Annotated in this window: 13 protein-coding genes; 5 read left to right on the top strand and 8 right to left on the bottom strand. The window is 73.4% G+C overall.

Annotation, left to right across the window (positions count from 1 at the left end):
- Positions 1-67 precede the first annotated feature (67 nt).
- The gene (locus tag OG943_RS06025) at positions 68-1,381 is read left to right on the top strand and encodes an MFS transporter (protein WP_328608681.1); all 1,314 of its coding nucleotides are present in this window, start codon (positions 68-70) and stop codon (positions 1,379-1,381) included.
- A 91-nt stretch (positions 1,382-1,472) separates the two neighbouring features.
- Here the strand turns inward: OG943_RS06025 and OG943_RS06020 are convergent, their stop codons facing one another.
- Positions 1,473-2,639 carry an SPFH domain-containing protein gene (locus OG943_RS06020; protein WP_328608680.1) on the bottom strand — a complete coding sequence of 389 codons (1,167 nt, stop codon included), beginning with the start codon at positions 2,637-2,639 and terminating at the stop codon, positions 1,473-1,475.
- Positions 2,640-2,666: 27 nt separating this feature from the next.
- Entirely contained in the window at positions 2,667-2,906 is a 240-nt protein-coding gene (locus OG943_RS06015) for a hypothetical protein (protein ID WP_328608679.1), read from the bottom strand.
- A 253-nt stretch (positions 2,907-3,159) separates the two neighbouring features.
- On the opposite strand from OG943_RS06015, the gene OG943_RS06010 reads away from it, so the two are divergent.
- Together OG943_RS06010 and OG943_RS06005 are read left to right on the top strand one after the other, a co-directional pair.
- Positions 3,160-3,666: a hypothetical protein gene (locus tag OG943_RS06010; RefSeq protein ID WP_328608678.1), complete on the top strand. Its 507-nt coding sequence runs from the start codon at positions 3,160-3,162 to the stop codon at positions 3,664-3,666.
- Positions 3,667-3,826: 160 nt separating this feature from the next.
- Positions 3,827-4,894, top strand: coding sequence for a fatty acid desaturase family protein (locus tag OG943_RS06005; protein WP_328608677.1), 1,068 nt, complete (start codon positions 3,827-3,829; stop codon positions 4,892-4,894).
- A gap of 43 nt (positions 4,895-4,937) precedes the next feature.
- Here the strand turns inward: OG943_RS06005 and OG943_RS06000 are convergent, their stop codons facing one another.
- A complete protein-coding gene (locus OG943_RS06000) occupies positions 4,938-6,869 on the bottom strand; it encodes a S9 family peptidase (RefSeq protein WP_328608676.1) in 1,932 nt (643 codons plus the stop codon).
- 133 nt (positions 6,870-7,002) lie between these two features.
- Between OG943_RS06000 and OG943_RS05995 the strand changes: the two genes are divergently transcribed.
- On the top strand, positions 7,003-7,953 hold the full coding sequence (locus tag OG943_RS05995) for an alpha/beta hydrolase (RefSeq protein WP_328608675.1): 951 nt from the start codon (positions 7,003-7,005) through the stop codon (positions 7,951-7,953).
- A 184-nt stretch (positions 7,954-8,137) separates the two neighbouring features.
- On the opposite strand, the gene OG943_RS05990 is transcribed toward OG943_RS05995, so the two are convergent.
- Both OG943_RS05990 and OG943_RS05985 read right to left on the bottom strand, forming a co-directional pair.
- The gene (locus OG943_RS05990; protein ID WP_328608674.1) at positions 8,138-9,253 is read right to left on the bottom strand and encodes a PucR family transcriptional regulator; all 1,116 of its coding nucleotides are present in this window, start codon (positions 9,251-9,253) and stop codon (positions 8,138-8,140) included.
- Between the two features lie 139 nt (positions 9,254-9,392).
- Positions 9,393-10,235: an ESX secretion-associated protein EspG gene (locus OG943_RS05985; RefSeq protein WP_328608673.1), complete on the bottom strand. Its 843-nt coding sequence runs from the start codon at positions 10,233-10,235 to the stop codon at positions 9,393-9,395.
- 222 nt (positions 10,236-10,457) lie between these two features.
- Between OG943_RS05985 and OG943_RS05980 the strand changes: the two genes are divergently transcribed.
- Positions 10,458-10,946 carry a beta-class carbonic anhydrase gene (locus OG943_RS05980; RefSeq protein ID WP_328608672.1) on the top strand — a complete coding sequence of 163 codons (489 nt, stop codon included), beginning with the start codon at positions 10,458-10,460 and terminating at the stop codon, positions 10,944-10,946.
- 75 nt (positions 10,947-11,021) lie between these two features.
- On the opposite strand, the gene OG943_RS05975 is transcribed toward OG943_RS05980, so the two are convergent.
- From OG943_RS05975 to OG943_RS05965, 3 genes are read right to left on the bottom strand one after another with little or no spacing between them, the layout of a single operon-like run.
- Positions 11,022-11,936, bottom strand: a complete 915-nt coding sequence (locus tag OG943_RS05975) for a CPBP family intramembrane glutamic endopeptidase (protein WP_328608671.1) — start codon at positions 11,934-11,936, stop codon at positions 11,022-11,024.
- 43 nt (positions 11,937-11,979) lie between these two features.
- Positions 11,980-14,496, bottom strand: coding sequence for an ABC transporter permease (locus OG943_RS05970; RefSeq protein ID WP_328608670.1), 2,517 nt, complete (start codon positions 14,494-14,496; stop codon positions 11,980-11,982).
- Positions 14,497-14,500: 4 nt separating this feature from the next.
- Positions 14,501-15,250: an ABC transporter ATP-binding protein gene (locus OG943_RS05965; RefSeq protein ID WP_328608669.1), complete on the bottom strand. Its 750-nt coding sequence runs from the start codon at positions 15,248-15,250 to the stop codon at positions 14,501-14,503.
- Positions 15,251-15,327: the final 77 nt, after the last annotated feature.

Below are 15,327 nucleotides of genomic sequence, written 5' to 3'. Positions count from 1 at the left end.
TGCGCGCCTTGGGCGCTGGCCGCGGTGACGAGACGCCTGGTCGTTCTCCCTCACCTCGGAGCCGTTGATGCCTTTTTCGCTCTACCTGCTGGCCGTGGCCGTTTTCGCCATGGGCACCTCGGAATTCATGCTCGCCGGCCTGGTGCCGGACATCGCCACCGGCCTCGGCGTGCCGATCGGCACCGCCGGGCTGCTGACCTCGGCGTTCGCGGCCGGGATGGCCGTCGGCGCCCCGCTGACGGCCGCACTCGCGCGACGGTGGCCCGCCCGCGCCGCGCTGCTCGGCTTCGTCCTGGTGTTCGCCGCGGCCCACCTCGCGGGCGCGGTGACGACGAGCTTCCCGGCGCTGCTTGTCACTCGCGTCGTCGCGGCACTGGCGAACGCGGGCTTCCTGGCCGCGGCCCTGACCGCCGCGGCCACCCTGGTCGCCCCCGATCGGAAGGGCCGCGCGCTGGCGGTCCTGCTCGCCGGGACGACGGTCGCCACCATCGCCGGAGTCCCCGGCGGCGCGATCCTCGGCACACTGCTCGGCTGGCGGGCCACCTTCTGGGCGATCGCGATCCTCTGCCTGCCCGCGGCTTGGGGCGTGGTGAAGGGTTTTCCCGCTCCGGGGCGGAAAACGGAGCCTTCGACGCGGGCTGGGATCGGGCGGTGGGCGAAGCCACGGCCTCTGGTCCGGAAGGCAGAACCGTCCCGGCCGGGCGAAACCGCGCCGCCCCAGCCTCCAGCCCCGAAAACAGAACCGCCTCTACCGGCTGGGACCGCACAGCCAGCGAATCCCCAGCCTCCGGTCGAGAAGACAGAACCGTCCCTGCGCGCCGAAATCGCGCAACTGGCGAAACCCCGTCTGGTCCTGGTCATGGTGCTCGGCGCGCTCGTCAACGCCGCCACGTTCGCGACGTTCACCTTCCTGGCCCCGATCGTCACCGGCACCGCCGGGCTGGGCGAGCTGTGGGTGCCGGTCGCGCTGGTGCTGTTCGGTCTCGGGTCGTTCGGCGGGGTCACCGTCGCGGGGCGGCTGTCCGATCGGCGGCCCGGCCTCGTGATCGCGGCCGGCGGGCCGGTGCTGCTGCTCGGCTGGCTCGCGCTGGCGGTGCTGGCCGCCCATCCGGTCGCGCTGCTGATCCTGGTGTTCGTCCAGGGCGCGCTGTCCTTCGCGCTGGGCAGCACGCTGATCGCCCGGGTGCTCTACGAGGCCGCGGGCGCGCCCACCATGGGCGGCTCATACGCGACCGCGGCCCTCAACGTCGGCGCGGCCGGCGGTCCGGTCATCGCGGCGGCCACGCTCGGCAGCGGCGACCTCGGCCCGGTCTGGGCCAGCGCGCTCCTGGTCGCGGTCGCGCTGCTCGTCGCGATGGCACTCCGGCGGCCTGGCCGATGAATCCCCCGCCCTGAAGGCCACCTTGAGGGCATAGAGGTCCCTCATGGTGGCCTTCAGGGACGGGGCGCGGGCCCGGGCCGGGCACCCAAGCTCAGCGCTCGATCGCCGGGGCTCCCTTGTCCGGCACGGCGTGGTTGCCCCCGGTGGCCGGCTCTTCCTTCGACTCGCCCGAAGCCGGGCGGCCGATGCCCGCCTTGACCGAGTCGAGGATCGCCATGCCCTGGCTGACCAGGCCCGCGGCGATCTCGCCGAGACCGTCCGCTCCATTGAGGACAGTCACCTGCGCGCCGCTGAGCCCGCGCGCCGCCTCCTTGACGATCTCCGGCAGCTGCTCGATCACCAGACGGTCGAGCGCGACGCGGTTGTGCGACGCGGCGGCCGCGGCCTTGATCTCCATCGCCTCGGCGTCCGCACGGGCCATCACCCGCACCTGCTCCGCCTGCGCCTCGGCCGGGCGGACGACCTCGGTCACGAGCTGTTGCTGGCGCAGCAGGGCCTCGCGCTGGGCGAGTTCCGTCCGGGCGTTGATCACCTCGCGCTGCGCCGTCGCCTCCGCCAGCGGCCCGGACTGCGCGGCCTCGGCCTGCGCCTTGTCGACCTCGGCCTTGTACTGCGCCTGCACGACGGCGGTCTTGCGCGAGTACTCCGCCTGCCGCCGGTGCGACTCCTGCGCCGCCTCGGCCGCGGCCTGGTCGGCGCGTGCCTGGGCGATCTGGGCCTCGCGCTGGATGGCGGCGTTGTGCGGCGCGGCCATCGCGGCGATGTAGCCGAGCTTCATGTCGTCGATCGACTGGATCTGCAGCGAGTCGATGGTCAGGCCGATCTTCGCCATCTCCGCGGCCGAGCCGTCCAGCACCTCGGTGGCCAGCTTCTGCCGCTCGGTGACGATCTCCTCGACCGTCATCGAGCCGACGATCGAGCGCAGGTGCCCGGCGAAGATCCGCCCGGTCAGCACCGACATCTGGCCCTGGTCCGAGAGGAACCGCTGGCCGGCGTTGACGATGCTCTCGGTGTCGTTGCCGACCTTGAACGCGATGACCGCGCGGACGTTGAGCGTGATGGCCTGCTTGGTCACGCAGGTCTCGGACACCTCCGCCTCGGCCATGCTCAGCGTCAGGAACCGGACCTTGCGGAAGAACGGCATGATGAACGCGCCGTGCCCGGTGACCACGCGGAACGGCCCCTCACCCGAACTCCCGCGCTTACCGCCGGAGATCAGCATCGCCTCGTCGGGCGCGGGCACTCGGTATCCGAACATCTTCGTTCTCTCCTAGCTAACGGGGTGCTACGGGGTGAAGGGTTCCGTCCAAGCCACGACGTCGACGGCGCGGTGCGGGCGCTGCTCGACGACCAGCACGGTCGTCCCCTTCGAGAGTGGTACTTCGGAGTAGGCCCGGTAGGTTTCGGTGCCGCCGCGAATCTTGAGCAGCACTTCACCGGGACCGTCGCCGCCGCGGGTGCCCACGAGCAGGACGCCGGTCCGCCCCTCCGGCGACGCCCCCTCCGGGGTGTCCGGCCAGCTCACCGGCGCCCCCGAATTCCGGCAGAACCACCCAGATCGGCCTGCCCGGCCGACGTGTCCCTCATGACCACCCCTCGGCATGGTCGCCGACGGCGACTACCCCCTTCAGCATCGTCCGTGCGCAGCGCTGGGGCAAGTCACGAAAGCGCCCCCACCGGGACGGCTTACACTGGGCTCACGTCGCCCATGACCCCAGCCCCTGGCCGTGACCGTTTCCAGCCAGGAGGGCCCGATGACCGTCGTGAAGGACAGACCGGTGAACGACAGACCGGTGAGCACCAAAGTCGCCGCGCCGCCCGAGCCCGGGCACGCCAAACGGGTCGCGCGCGTGGCCACCCGGATCAGCCCGGGAACAGTGACCGTCTCGGTGTCGGGCCGGCTCGACGAGGCCGGCGACGCGGCGGTGGCCGAGCACCTCGCCGAGGCGCGGGAGCTCTGCTGGGGGCTGCTGGTGGTCGACCTGACCGCCTGCGAGGACCTCGGCGAGACGGCGCTGGCCGCGGTGCGCGAGGCCGGCGACCATGCCGTGACGGAGGGGTTCCGGCTGTCCGTCGCGGCGGGCGAACCCGGGATCCGCGCGGCGCTCGACGCGCTGTCCGTCCAGCACGCACCGGCCCCGGCCACGGCGGGAACGCCGGGGGTGGCCCTCCACGTCTGCGTCAGCCGGGACCACAAAAGCCGTGGTGACACTGCCCACCCGCGGCACAGTTACCCGTTTGCCGAGCCCGCCCGGCCGGGGCAGCGGCTACCCTCGGCGGTCTGAGCGTCCGCGGACCCGCCGACGACGTCCCGCGCCGCGCGCGACTCCGAGCTGCCCCCTTTTCCGGCCGACGCCGCCCGGGGATCCAGGGATCCGCCCGCCCTTCCCGTTCCGCCGTGGTGCCACGGCGTGTACGCCTCGCTCCACCCGAGGAGACCCGCTTATGACGATGACCACCGCTCAGCTCGGCCCCTCACTGATCGACGAGATGGGCGAGGAACTCGACGCGCTGCGCCAGCGGGTGGTCGACGACCTCGGCGCCGTCGACGCCGACTACATCCGCAAGGTGATCGCGGTGCAACGGCTGTGCGAGGTGTCCGGCCGGGTCCTGCTGTTCGCCGGCTGGTTCCCGCCCGCGTGGCTCGGCGGGGTCGCCGCCCTGTCGGTGTCGAAGATCCTCGACAACATGGAGATCGGCCACAACGTCCTGCACGGCCAGTACGACTGGATGAAGGACCCCGCGCTCAACTCGCAGACCTTCGAGTGGGACATGGTCTGCCCGAGCGGCCAGTGGCGCCGCTCGCACAACTTCATGCACCACACCTACACCAACGTCCTCGACAAGGACCGCGACGTCGGCTACGGCATCCTCCGCATCACCGAGGACCAGGAGTGGCACCCGTACTACCTCGGCAACCCGGTCTACGCCGCCGCGCAGGCGCTGTTCTTCGAGTACGGCATCATGCTGCACGACCTGGAGGTCGACCGGATCGTGCAGGGCAAGCGGGGCTGGGCGGACGTCCGGCCGCTGGTCGCGCCGATGCTGCGCAAGGTGGCCGGCCAGGCGGGCAAGGACTACCTGCTCTACCCCGCCCTCACCGGACCCTTGGCACCGCTCACGCTGGCGGCGAACGTCAGCGCGAACCTGGTGCGCAACCTGTGGGCGTTCTCGATCATCTTCTGCGGCCACTTCCCCGACGGCGCCGAGGTGTTCACCGAGGAGCAGGCCGAGGACGAGAGCCGCGGCGGCTGGTACCTGCGCCAGATGACCGGCTCGGCCAACATCAGCGGCAGCCCGCTGTTCCACCTGATGTCGGGCAACCTCAGCCACCAGATCGAGCACCACCTGTTCCCGGACATCCCGTCGCGGCGCTACCCGCAGATCGCCGGCGAGGTCCGCGCGATCTGCGAGAAGTACGGGCTGCCGTACAACACCGGCTCCCTGTCGAAGCAGCTCGGTTCGGTGGTGCGCAAGATCTTCCGGCTCGCGCTGCCCGGAAAGAGCTCGTGAGTGTTTATGACGGTTAGAACCGTCATAAACACTCACAAGCTCTTCAGGGCAGGTTCTCCACCTCGACCGGCTCGATGGCCTCGCCCGGGGGCAGCGGGAAGCCGAAGATCTGGCTGTAGAAGCTCAGCTCCGCGTCGAGCGAGCGGCGGATGGTATCCGCCCGCCGGAAGCCGTGCTGCTCGCCTTCGAACAGCAGGTACGCGACCGGGACCTTCCGCGCGCGCAGGGCGTTGACGATCAGCTCGGACTGGTTCGGCGGCACCACCGGGTCGTCGGCGCCCTGCAGCACCAGCAGCGGCCGGGCGAACGCGTCCACGCGGTGGATCGGCGAGCGGTCCGCGTACACGTCGCGGGCCTCGGGGTACGGGCCGATCAGCCGGTCCAGGTAGCGGCTCTCGAACTTGTGCGTGTCGGCGGCCAGCGCCTCCAGGTCGGCGACGCCGTACATGTCGGTGCCGGCGGCGAACGGCGTGTCCTCGCGCACGAGCGCGGCCAGCACGGTGTAACCGCCCGCCGAGCCGCCGCGGATCAGCAGCTTCTCCCCGTCGACACGCCCCTCGGCCGCGAGCCAGCGGGCGGCCGCGAGGCAGTCGGCCACGTCGAGCACGCCCCAGGTGCCACGCAGCTGTTCGCGGTACGCGCGGCCGAAGCCGGTCGAGCCCGCGTAGTTGACGTCCACGACGGCGAACCCGCGGCTCGTCCAGTACTGCACTCCCAGCGACAGCACGGGTGACGCGTTCCCCGTCGGTCCACCGTGGACGATCACGATCAGCGGCGGCCTGCTGCCGCCGGGGCCGGCGTGGCCCGGGTTCGCGGGCGGGTAGAACAGCGCGTGCGAAACCCTTTCGCCCGAAGGGAAATCGATCGCCTCGGGCACCGACAGGTACTCGGTCGCGATGCCCGTGTCGCGGGGCTCGCGCAGCGACCGGACCGCGCCCTCGGCCGTGACGGCGTAGACGCCGGGCTCCGCGGTCGGCGAACCGGCGAGCACCACGACCTCGCCGGTCCCGGTCGCCCGGACCGCGCGGATCGCGGTGAACGGCAGGTCGAGGTCGGTCACGGTGCCGTCGGCGGCCGCGACCGCGAGGCCGTCCCGCCCGCCGGTCCAGCGGGCGAAGACCGTGCGGCCGCCGGGCAGCGCGGCGTACCGGGCCGTGCCCAGCTGCCAGCCCGGAACGCCGATCTCGGCGTCCAGCACCACGGCGGGCTCCACCTGGCCACCGGGCGTCCAGCGGTACAGGTTCCACCAGCCGGTGCGGTCGGAGACGAAGTGCAGCGTGCCGTCGGGAAGCCAGCGCGGCTCCGCGACGGACTCGCCGGGGCCACCCGCCACCACCGTGTCCTCGCCGGTGCCGAGGTCCCGCACGGTCAGCACGGTGTCGTCCCACGGCATGTCCGGGTGGTTCCACGACACCCAGGCGAGCCGTCGCGCGTCCGGGGAGAACCGCGGGCCGGCCACGAAATCGGGGCCGCTCACCAGTACTTCCGGCGCCCCGTCCGGGTGGAGCTCGACCAGCTCGTTGCGGACGTCGGCGGCTCCCCCGCCGCCGGCCGGGTGCCGTTCCCGCACCACGACCAGGCGGGTGCCGTCCGGGCTGAAGCCGCCGTCGGCGTACCGGTCGCCGCGCGGCACCTCGGGCTCGGGCGTCAGCGCTTCGGGCTCGCCGCCGTCGAGGCGGTACAGGCGCTGGTCGCGCCAGTTCGCGAACCAGACGACGCCGTCACGGACCCACCAGTCGCCGCCGCCGTACTCGTGCACGGACGTGCGCGCGTCGAAGCCGTCGGGCAGCAGCTCCGTGATGGTCCCGTCGGCGTCGCGGCGGACCAGCTGGACCCGGCCGCCCTCTTCGGGACGCGCCTCCGACCAGACGACCGTGTCGCCGTCGGCCTGCACGTCCGTCACGCGCGCCGCCGACTGGGTGATCAGCTCCGCCGTGATCGGCGTGGCCCAGGACCCGAACTCAGAGATCTCCACAGCCCCACGCTATCGGGCCGGGCGCGGCGCGCGGATGGCGGTCGCGGCGGCCCGGCCCGGCGACGCGTGGCGGGTCCCCGCGCCCGCCCGCACGGGCAGACTGGACGGCAGAACGACTTCGAGGAGGAAGCCAGTGACCTACGCCTTCGACCCGGAGATCGCCGCCGCGGTCCCGATGCTCCCCGAGCAGGACTTCTCCGACCTGCCGGCGGCCCGCCTGCGGATGAAGGAGATGTTCGCGGAGCTGACCGACGAGCCCGACACCACCGGCGTCACCTTCCGCGAGGAACAGGTGCCAGGGCCGGACGGCGCGCCCGACGTGCGGGTGCTCGTCTACACCCCGGACCGGATCGCCGAACCGTCCCTGCTCTTCGACGTGCACGGCGGCGGGTTCATCGTGGGCGACGCGGACATGGGCCACGAGGGCAACCTCGGGCTGGCGCGCGACCTCGGCGTCGTCGTGGTGTCGGTGGACTACCGCCTCGCGCCCGAGGCGCCGTACCCGGCCGGGCTCGAGGACTGTTACGCGGCGCTGGTCTGGACGGCCAAGCACGCCGGCGAGCTGGGCGTCGACCCGGAGCGCATCGTCATCCACGGCGTCAGCGCGGGCGGCGGGCTGTGCGCCGCGCTGGCCCTGCTGGCGCGCGACCGCGGCGGCCCGGCGATCGCGTTCCAGTTCCTCGGCGTGCCGGAGATCGACGACCGGCTGGAGACGCCGAGCATGCGCGCGTTCGTCGACACCCCGCTGTGGAACCGGCCGCGCGCGGAGTTCAGCTGGGACTGCTACCTCGGCCCGGGCGTCCGCGGCACCGAGGGCGTCCCGGCGCACGCCGCGCCGGCCCGCGCGACGGACCTGACCGGCCTGCCGCCCGCCTACATTTCGGTGATGGAGTTCGACCCGCTGCGGGACGAGGGCATCGCCTACGCCCAGGGCCTCCTGGCCGCCGGCGTCACCACCGAGCTGCACCTGTTCCCGGGCACCTTCCACGGCTCGGGCCTGATGAAACAGGCGACGATCTCGCGCCGTGAAGCGGCCGAGGCGAAGGCCGTGCTGGCCCGGGCGCTGGGGGTCGAGCCCGCCTAGCGGCTGGTCCCGGTTCTCCACGGCCGTTAAGGACTCCTTACCTACCTTGGAGGTAGGTAAGGAGTCCTTAACGGCATTCCGGCCAGCTCAGCCGCGGGCGGCTTTCGCGTTCGTGCCCTGAAGGCCACCATGAGGGACGTAGATGCCCTCATGGTGGCCTTCAGGGCACGACTCGGCGGCCAGCTCAGCCGCGGGCGGCGAGGCGGCGGGCGAGCAGGGCCAGGCGGGCCCGGAAGCGGTCGCCCGGGTCGTCGAGGCGCCAGCCCAGCGCGTCCTCCACGTGGGCGAGCCGCCCGGCGACCGAGCTGTGGTGGCGGTGCAGCGCGAGGGCCGCCTGGCGCAGGGATCCCGTGCGGCAGAAGGCTTCCAGCGTCGCGACGTCGGCGGCGCCGGCCGGGGTGGCGGCGAGGTCGTCGAGGGCGCGGACGTCGGGCTGGGCCCGCAGCCGCTCCGGCGGGAGCTCGGCCAGCAGGGTGAGCGAGCCGAGTTCGTCATGGGCGACCACCGGTTCCGCGCCGGGCACGGCGAAGCGCTCGGCCAGCCGCGCCTGCAACCAGGAACGGCGCGCTTCGAGGCCGTCGGCCGGGTCGCCGACGCCGACGCGGACCGAGCCCGTCGCACCGCGTTCCCGCGCCCGTTCGGCCAGTGCGGTCCGCAGCGACGAGACGACCGTGCCCGCGCCTTCACGCGGCTGCAGCAGGACCGCCGCGACGTCGCCGACCACCGCCACCCGCGTCGCCGGGGGTGCCCCGCCGCGGGCCATCAGCGCGACGGCCGCCGCGCCCGGGTCGCTGCCGTCGTCGGTGCCGACCGCGACCACGCGCAGCGGCTTGCCCGCGGCCAGCCCGAGCAGCACCAGCGCCCGCGCGCGGTCCTCGTCCGCGGCCTGCTCCCCCAGCACCAGCTCGACCAGCGCGGGATCGGCCAGGTGCGGCGTGGCCACCGCCGGGCCGGGCCCGGCGAGCAGCCGCGCGGCGATCGCGAACCGCTCCAGCACAAGGTCGTCGAGCGGGCCGGGCGACCGGCGTTCCAGCCAGACCCGCCCGCCCGGCTCCACTGCCGAAGACACCGCCGAGTCCGGCTCCGGCTCAGCCGGGACGGCGCCGTCCGGGCCGAAGCGCAGGGTGGCGCCGCCGTCCCGTTCCAGCCCGGCCGGGCACTCCGCCAGCGCCGCCGCCGAACGCACCAGGTCCGGCAGGCTCGCCCGGTGCGTGACCAGCTCGTCGAAGCACACGATCACCCGTACCGCGGCCTCCGCGTCGGCATCGACGGCGGACAGGCGCAGGAGCAGCCCTTTCATGTCCTCCAGCGTAGCCGCGCCGCGGCCCTGTCGCGTCAATGCCGTCAAGGCCTCCTTACCCGCGTAGTACGCGGGTAAGGAGGCCTTAACGGCGTCGGTGGGACGGGAGCACCACTCAGCGGCCGTCCACAGTGGATCGTCAGTAGACGGCGGAAATCGCCTGCTGCACCGCGCGGGCCACGCCCGCACGTCCGGCCGGCACGTAGTTCGCGCTCAGCTCACCGGCCGGGCCGGTGGTCGTGTGGACGAGGTACCGGCCGTCCTCGGTGTCCAGCCAGCTCATCGGATCGCCGCTGAGAAGCTCGCCGAAGCGGCCGTGGCCGGTGGTGAGGATGTGCCCGCCGCCCAGCCGGGGCGCCGCCATCACCTGCTGCAGCACGTCTCCGCCGGACTGCTCGCCCGGCCGCGCACGGCCACGCCCGGACCGCGTCTTGACGATGCGGAGGCTGCCGAACGCGTCGGTCTCGTCCTTGTCCTCGGCGGCCTCGGCGCGCCGCCGAGCCGTCATGGCGGACACCTCCTTCGGGGCCTCCCGGTGCACGGTCTGTGCGGGGGTGGTCGCCGCGCGCGCCGCGGGCAGCACGCCGGTGATGACCTCCACCAGGTCCTCGTCGGGGAACAGCGAGAAGGTCAGGTCGTCCGACCGCGGGTCCTGCGTGACGCCGACCGCCTGCCGCCCGTCGGTCAGCGCGAGCACCGCCAGGTCCGAGCCGAGGCCGTCGACCCCGCTCACCGCCACCGACACACGCGACTCGGCGAGGAGCCCGAACGCGGTGCGCACCGCCGGGTGCAGCTCGCCCTGCACGGACAGCCTGCGGTCCTCCATGCCCCGGTAGACCTGCGTCGCGACGCGCACGAACCGCGACGGGTCCGCGGGCACCGTGCCGATCCGCAACGGGAACTGCCGGATGTCACCGCCGGTCGCCTGTCCGACCACCAGGGCCTCGACCGTGTCGAGCGTGAACTCGAACCTGTCCGCCATATCCGCCTAGCACCCTTCCCGAGCCGAGTTCCCCGAGACAAACGATGCCACCGTCCGGGGCCGTTGGGGGGCGCCGCGCCGTTTCATGTCCGAAAGGCCCGTCCGTGTTTCCCACCCGGCCACTCCCGCCGGGACGGGCGGCTTCCACCCCATGGGCACAGTTGCGCCCGGCCGCGTGGAGCGGTCTGCTCATTCTCCGGGGACCTACCGAGAGGACCACCTGTGAGTGTCACCGACGAACTGCTGGCCAACAACGCCGAGTACGCCGCGGGCTTCACCGGCCCGCTGCCGCTGCCGCCCGCCAAGCACGTCGCGGTCGTGGCGTGCATGGACGCGCGGATCAACGTCTACGGCGTCCTCGGCCTGAACGAGGGAGAAGCGCACGTGATCCGCAACGCGGGCGGCGTGATCACCGAGGACGAGATCCGCTCGCTGGCGATCAGCCAGCGGCTGCTGGGCACCGAGGAGATCATCCTCATCCACCACACCGACTGCGGGATGCTGACCTTCACCGACGACGAGTTCAAGAAGTCCATCCAGGAGGACGTCGGCGTCAAGCCCGCCTGGGCCGCCGAAGCCTTCGCCGACCTCGACACCGATGTGCGGCAATCGCTCACGCGGATCCGCACCAGCCCGTTCATCCCCAAGAAGGACTCGGTGCGCGGGTTCGTCTTCGACGTCGCGACCGGGAAGCTGAACGAAGTCGGCTGACCCGGCCGTTCCAGAGCCACGACGACGGCGGGACGGGTCTCGTCCCGCCGCCGGCCCGCGTCGCGGGTGATCGCGTCAGCCGCCCGCCTCGGTCTTGCCCCGGTAGCCGAGCCGGCCCCGGGTCGCGATCAGCAGGACGGCCGCGATCACCGTCGAGGCGATCAGCTGGATATGGGCTGCGCCGTGCGGGTCGATCGCCGGGAACATGGCCGGCCAGGCGACCGAGAAGAAGTTGTTCACGCTGGTGTGCAGCAGCATGGCCAGCGGCAGGCTTTCGCCGGTGCGGTTGAACACCCAGGTCATGATCACGCTGAGCACCACGGCCGCGGCGATGAACTCGACCGGCAGCACCCAGTCCACGTCCGGCCAGCCGCCCCACTCCGTCAGGAACAGCGGCAGGTGCCAGGCACCCCACAGCGGGCCGAGGATCAGGGTGCCGCGCAGCGCGCCGAACCGCGGCTGCAGGTGGGGCAGCGCGAAGTCGCGCCAGCCGGGCTCTTCCGCGAGCCCCGTCGTGACCATCTGGAGCACCAGCGCGGGCAGGTAGGCGACCAGCACCGTCACCGCCGGCAGGTGGACGTTCGCCCAGCCGCCCGCGAACGGGAGGCTCGTCACGGTCAGCGCGAGCGGCACGCCGAGCAGGATCCCGGCGTACCAGCGCCAGTTCACCCGCCACTTCAGCAGGCGCCCGGCCCACCGCCGGACCCCGGCGCGACCCTCGGCGACCCGGGTGACGACGTACGCCGCCAGGATCGGGCCGAGGTAGGCGCCGGGCAGCACGGCGAACAGCTGCGTGGTGCCGAGCACCACCGGGAACCGGAACGGCAGCACGCCCAAACCGTTGCCGGACAGCACGTACGGGGTCCAGGCGAGCCAGCTCAGCCCGAACGCCAGCACGAAGAAACTGGTCAGCCGGCGACGGCCGATGAGACCGCGGAGACCGGTCGGCGCGAGGCGGGCTTCGGAGCCCACGTGGCCGGGAACTACCATCACAGCGTCCTTTCGAGGGAAATCGTCTGTCTACTGAGGACCGTCAGTCGCCGGTGCGCAGGGCGGCCATCGGCGCCGGGCGCAGGGCGAACCGGGTCGGGATCGCGATCGACGCCCAGCCGAGCACCGCGGCCACGCCGACGATCGCGAGGTAGACCGGCAGCGGCACGGTGGGCCACGGGGAGCCGGTCAGGCTGACGCTGACCCCGAGCAGCGGCGGGAGCGCGGCGAGGGAGCCGAGCACCACCGACGCCACGACCACGACCCCCGCCTCGCGGCGCATCATCGCCCGCACCTGGCGGGGTTTCGCGCCGACGAGGCGCAGCAGGGCGAACTCGCGGACCCGCGCCGCCGTGGCCAGCACCAGGATGTTCACCACCGCGATCGCGATGAACCCGAGCAGCACGAGGTTGAGCAGCAGGACGACGGTCGACTGCCCGGCCGCCGCCGTGTCCTGGCCGCCGGCGAAGGCGTCTCGGCCCGCCACGCGAACCTCCGGGTGCGCCACGAGTGCCGCGTGCAGGCCGGCGTCCAGTGCGGCGTCACCGGTTCCCGGCGCCTTCGCGACCAGGATTTCCGTGTCCAGCCGGGAAGTCGTGTGCGAGACGACCACGTCGTGGGGCAGCGTCAGGTCGCCGAAGCCGAGCCCGTTGCCGTAAACCGCGACCACGCGGGCGGGGTGCGGGGTGCCGTCGCCGAGGCGCAGGGCGAGGGTCCCGCCGACATCGACGCCGTAGGTGTCGGCCGCGAACTGGCTCACCGCCACCGTGTCGCCGGTCAGGCCCGCGAGGTCACCGCGGCGGACGTCCAGGTCCAGTACGTCGTGCAGGCCTTCCGGGGTGACGCCCAACGCGCTCGCGGGCTCGATCGCCTCGTCCCCGAACTGCCGGTAGGTGACCAGCACCTGGGTCCGGGCCACCGGGGTCGCCGCGGCGACCCCGGGAACCTGCCGCACGGCACCGGCGACGGCGGGCGCGACGCCGTTTTCGGCGACGAGCACCCGGTCGGCGACCAGGCCGGTGTCGGCCTGCCGCTGGGCGGCGCCCGCCGTGGTGGTCAGGGTGAAGATCTGCACCGCGGCCAGCGCGACGCCCATGATCAACGGCGTGGTCGCCGAGCCGAGCCGGCGGGCGCGGGCCCGGGTGTTGGCGCCGGCCAGGTAGCCCGCGGCGCCGCGGCCGAGGCCCAGCCCGCGGAACAGCCCGGCGGTCGCGGTGAGCAGCCGCGGCCCGAGCAGCGCCACCGCGATGACCAGCAGCAGCACGGAGCCCGCCGCGCCGCCGGTCGCGGCGGGACCGGCCAGCACCAGGGGCACGACCCCGCCCGCGAGCACTCCCGCGACGACGAGCAGCCAGCCGGTGACCAGCCGTCCCCGGCCGAGCCGCGCCGGCTCGACGGCCGCCTCGCCCAGCGCCGCGACGGGGCTGATCCGCGCCGCCCGGCGGGCCGCGACCAGCCCGGCCCCCAGCGCGGTGACCACACACGCGGCGACCGCGGCCACGATCGGCAGCGGGCCGAAGACGAACCGGAACCCGGCCGGCACCACACCCAGGTCCGCCAATGCGTTGCGCAGCAACAGACTCAGCCCGACGCCGACCGGCGCGCCGAGCACCGACGCCGCGGCGGACACCAGCACCGCCTCGGCGCCGATCAGGCGGCGCAGCTGGCGCGGGGTCGCCGCGATCGCCCGCAGCAAAGCGAACTGCCGGCGCCGCTGCTGCACGGACAGCCCGAGCGTGCTGGCCACCACCAGCAGCACGATCATCAGCATGGTGCCGCCGAACGACGCGGCGATCAGGACGAGGAACGACCGGGCCGCCCCGACGTCGAGGAATTCGGCGTCCGCGCGGTCGTTCCCGACCGCGGCGACGACATCGGGCACAGCCGCCTGGATCCGCGTGGCGAGCTCGTCCGCGCCGACCCCCGGATCGGCGAGCACGCCGACGGCGTCCACCTGGTCCGGACGACCGGCGAGCAGCCGGGCGCGCTCGCCGGTGAGGAACGCCGGGGCCGGTCCCGCAGCCGTGGCAGTGGTGCCGACGACCCGGAACCGGGTAGCGACGGAACCGGCCTCCAGGTCGACGGCGTCGCCGATGCGCACCGACGCCCGGGCCGCGGTCGCGGCGTCGAGCACCACTTCGTCCGGGGCGAGGGGTGCGCGTCCGTCGGCAAGAGCGATAGGCCCGAGCCCGGTTGCGGACCAGCCGTGCACGAGCAGCGGCGTGGTGCCACCCGCCGTGCGCAAGCCGGTCGGCACGCTGACATCGCCGATCGCCGACCGGACCCCGGGCACCCGCGCGATCGCCGCGGCCCGCGACGCCGGGAGCGGGACCCGCTCGGCGAACCGCTGCTCCATCCCGTCCTTGTCGGTCACCGCCTGCGGGGCGGTGACCACCACGGGAACCGCGGCGTAACGCTCGGGCGGGATGCCGGCGCGCCGGCCCGAATCGATCAGCACCCCGCACACCGTGATCAGGGCCGAGCCGAAGAACACCGCCACGAACGCGGCGGCGAAGCCCGCGCGGTGCGCGCGGATCATCTGCCAGGACAAGGAGAACACGCCGTCACCACTCCCCGAGGTGCGTCATGCGCTCGGCGATCAGCTCGGGCCCGGACCGCGCCAGCTCACCCACGATCCGCCCGTCGGCCAGGAACACGACCTGGTCGGCGAACGACGCCGCCACCGGGTCGTGCGTGACCATCAGCGCGGTCTGCCCCCACCGGTCCACGGCGTGGCGCAGCGCCAGCAGCACCTGCCGCGCGGTGCGGGTGTCGAGCGCGCCGGTCGGCTCGTCCAGGAGCATCACGTCGGGCCGGGTGATCAGCGCGCGGGCGATCGCGACGCGTTGCTGCTGGCCGCCGGAAAGCTTGCCGGGACGGCGGTCCAGCGGCACGTCGAGCCCGACCGAGCGCACCACCTCGGCGAGGAACTCCGGCTCGAACGGCCGGTTCGCCAGGCGCAGCGGCAGCAGGATGTTCTGCTCGACGGTGAGCGCGTCGAGCAGGTTGTAAGCCTGGAACACGAACCCGATCCGCTCCCGGCGCAGCTCGGTCAGCGCGGCCTCCCCGCGGCCGGTCAGCTCGGTGTCCCCGAGCAGGACCCGGCCTCCGGTCGGCCGGTCGAGGCCGGCGGCGCAGTGCAGGAACGTGCTCTTGCCCGAGCCGGACGGGCCCATCACGGCGGTGAAACTCCCGCGCCGCAAGGAAATCGACACCCCGTCGAGGGCGTGCACGGCGGTGTCGCCGCTGCCGTAGGTCTTGCGCACGGATTCCATCCGCACCGCGCAGGTGAGGGAGTCCCCCGTTGTGCTCATCTTCGTTTCCTTCCCCGTTAGGCCGGTGCTTCCGACGCTAGGAGGGGATGGGTTGCCACACAGCGGCTCCAGCACCC

It is taken from the genome of Amycolatopsis sp. NBC_00345, from assembly GCF_036116635.1.
GTDB lineage: Bacteria > Actinomycetota > Actinomycetes > Mycobacteriales > Pseudonocardiaceae > Amycolatopsis.
The sequence above is the reverse complement of the archived record's forward strand: the minus strand, read 5'-3'. Positions and strand labels throughout refer to the sequence as shown.

What these genes read in the sequence shown, in the direction of transcription:
- OG943_RS06025 (WP_328608681.1), top strand. Translation starts at nt 68, where the DNA reads ATGCCTTTTTCGCTCTACCTGCTGGCCGTGGCCGTTTTCGCCATGGGC.
- OG943_RS06020 (WP_328608680.1), bottom strand. Translation starts at nt 2,639, where the DNA reads ATGTTCGGATACCGAGTGCCCGCGCCCGACGAGGCGATGCTGATCTCC.
- OG943_RS06005 (WP_328608677.1), top strand. Translation starts at nt 3,827, where the DNA reads ATGACGATGACCACCGCTCAGCTCGGCCCCTCACTGATCGACGAGATG.
- OG943_RS05990 (WP_328608674.1), bottom strand. Translation starts at nt 9,253, where the DNA reads ATGAAAGGGCTGCTCCTGCGCCTGTCCGCCGTCGATGCCGACGCGGAG.
- OG943_RS05985 (WP_328608673.1), bottom strand. Translation starts at nt 10,235, where the DNA reads ATGGCGGACAGGTTCGAGTTCACGCTCGACACGGTCGAGGCCCTGGTG.
- OG943_RS05975 (WP_328608671.1), bottom strand. Translation starts at nt 11,936, where the DNA reads ATGGTAGTTCCCGGCCACGTGGGCTCCGAAGCCCGCCTCGCGCCGACC.
- OG943_RS05965 (WP_328608669.1), bottom strand. Translation starts at nt 15,250, where the DNA reads ATGAGCACAACGGGGGACTCCCTCACCTGCGCGGTGCGGATGGAATCC.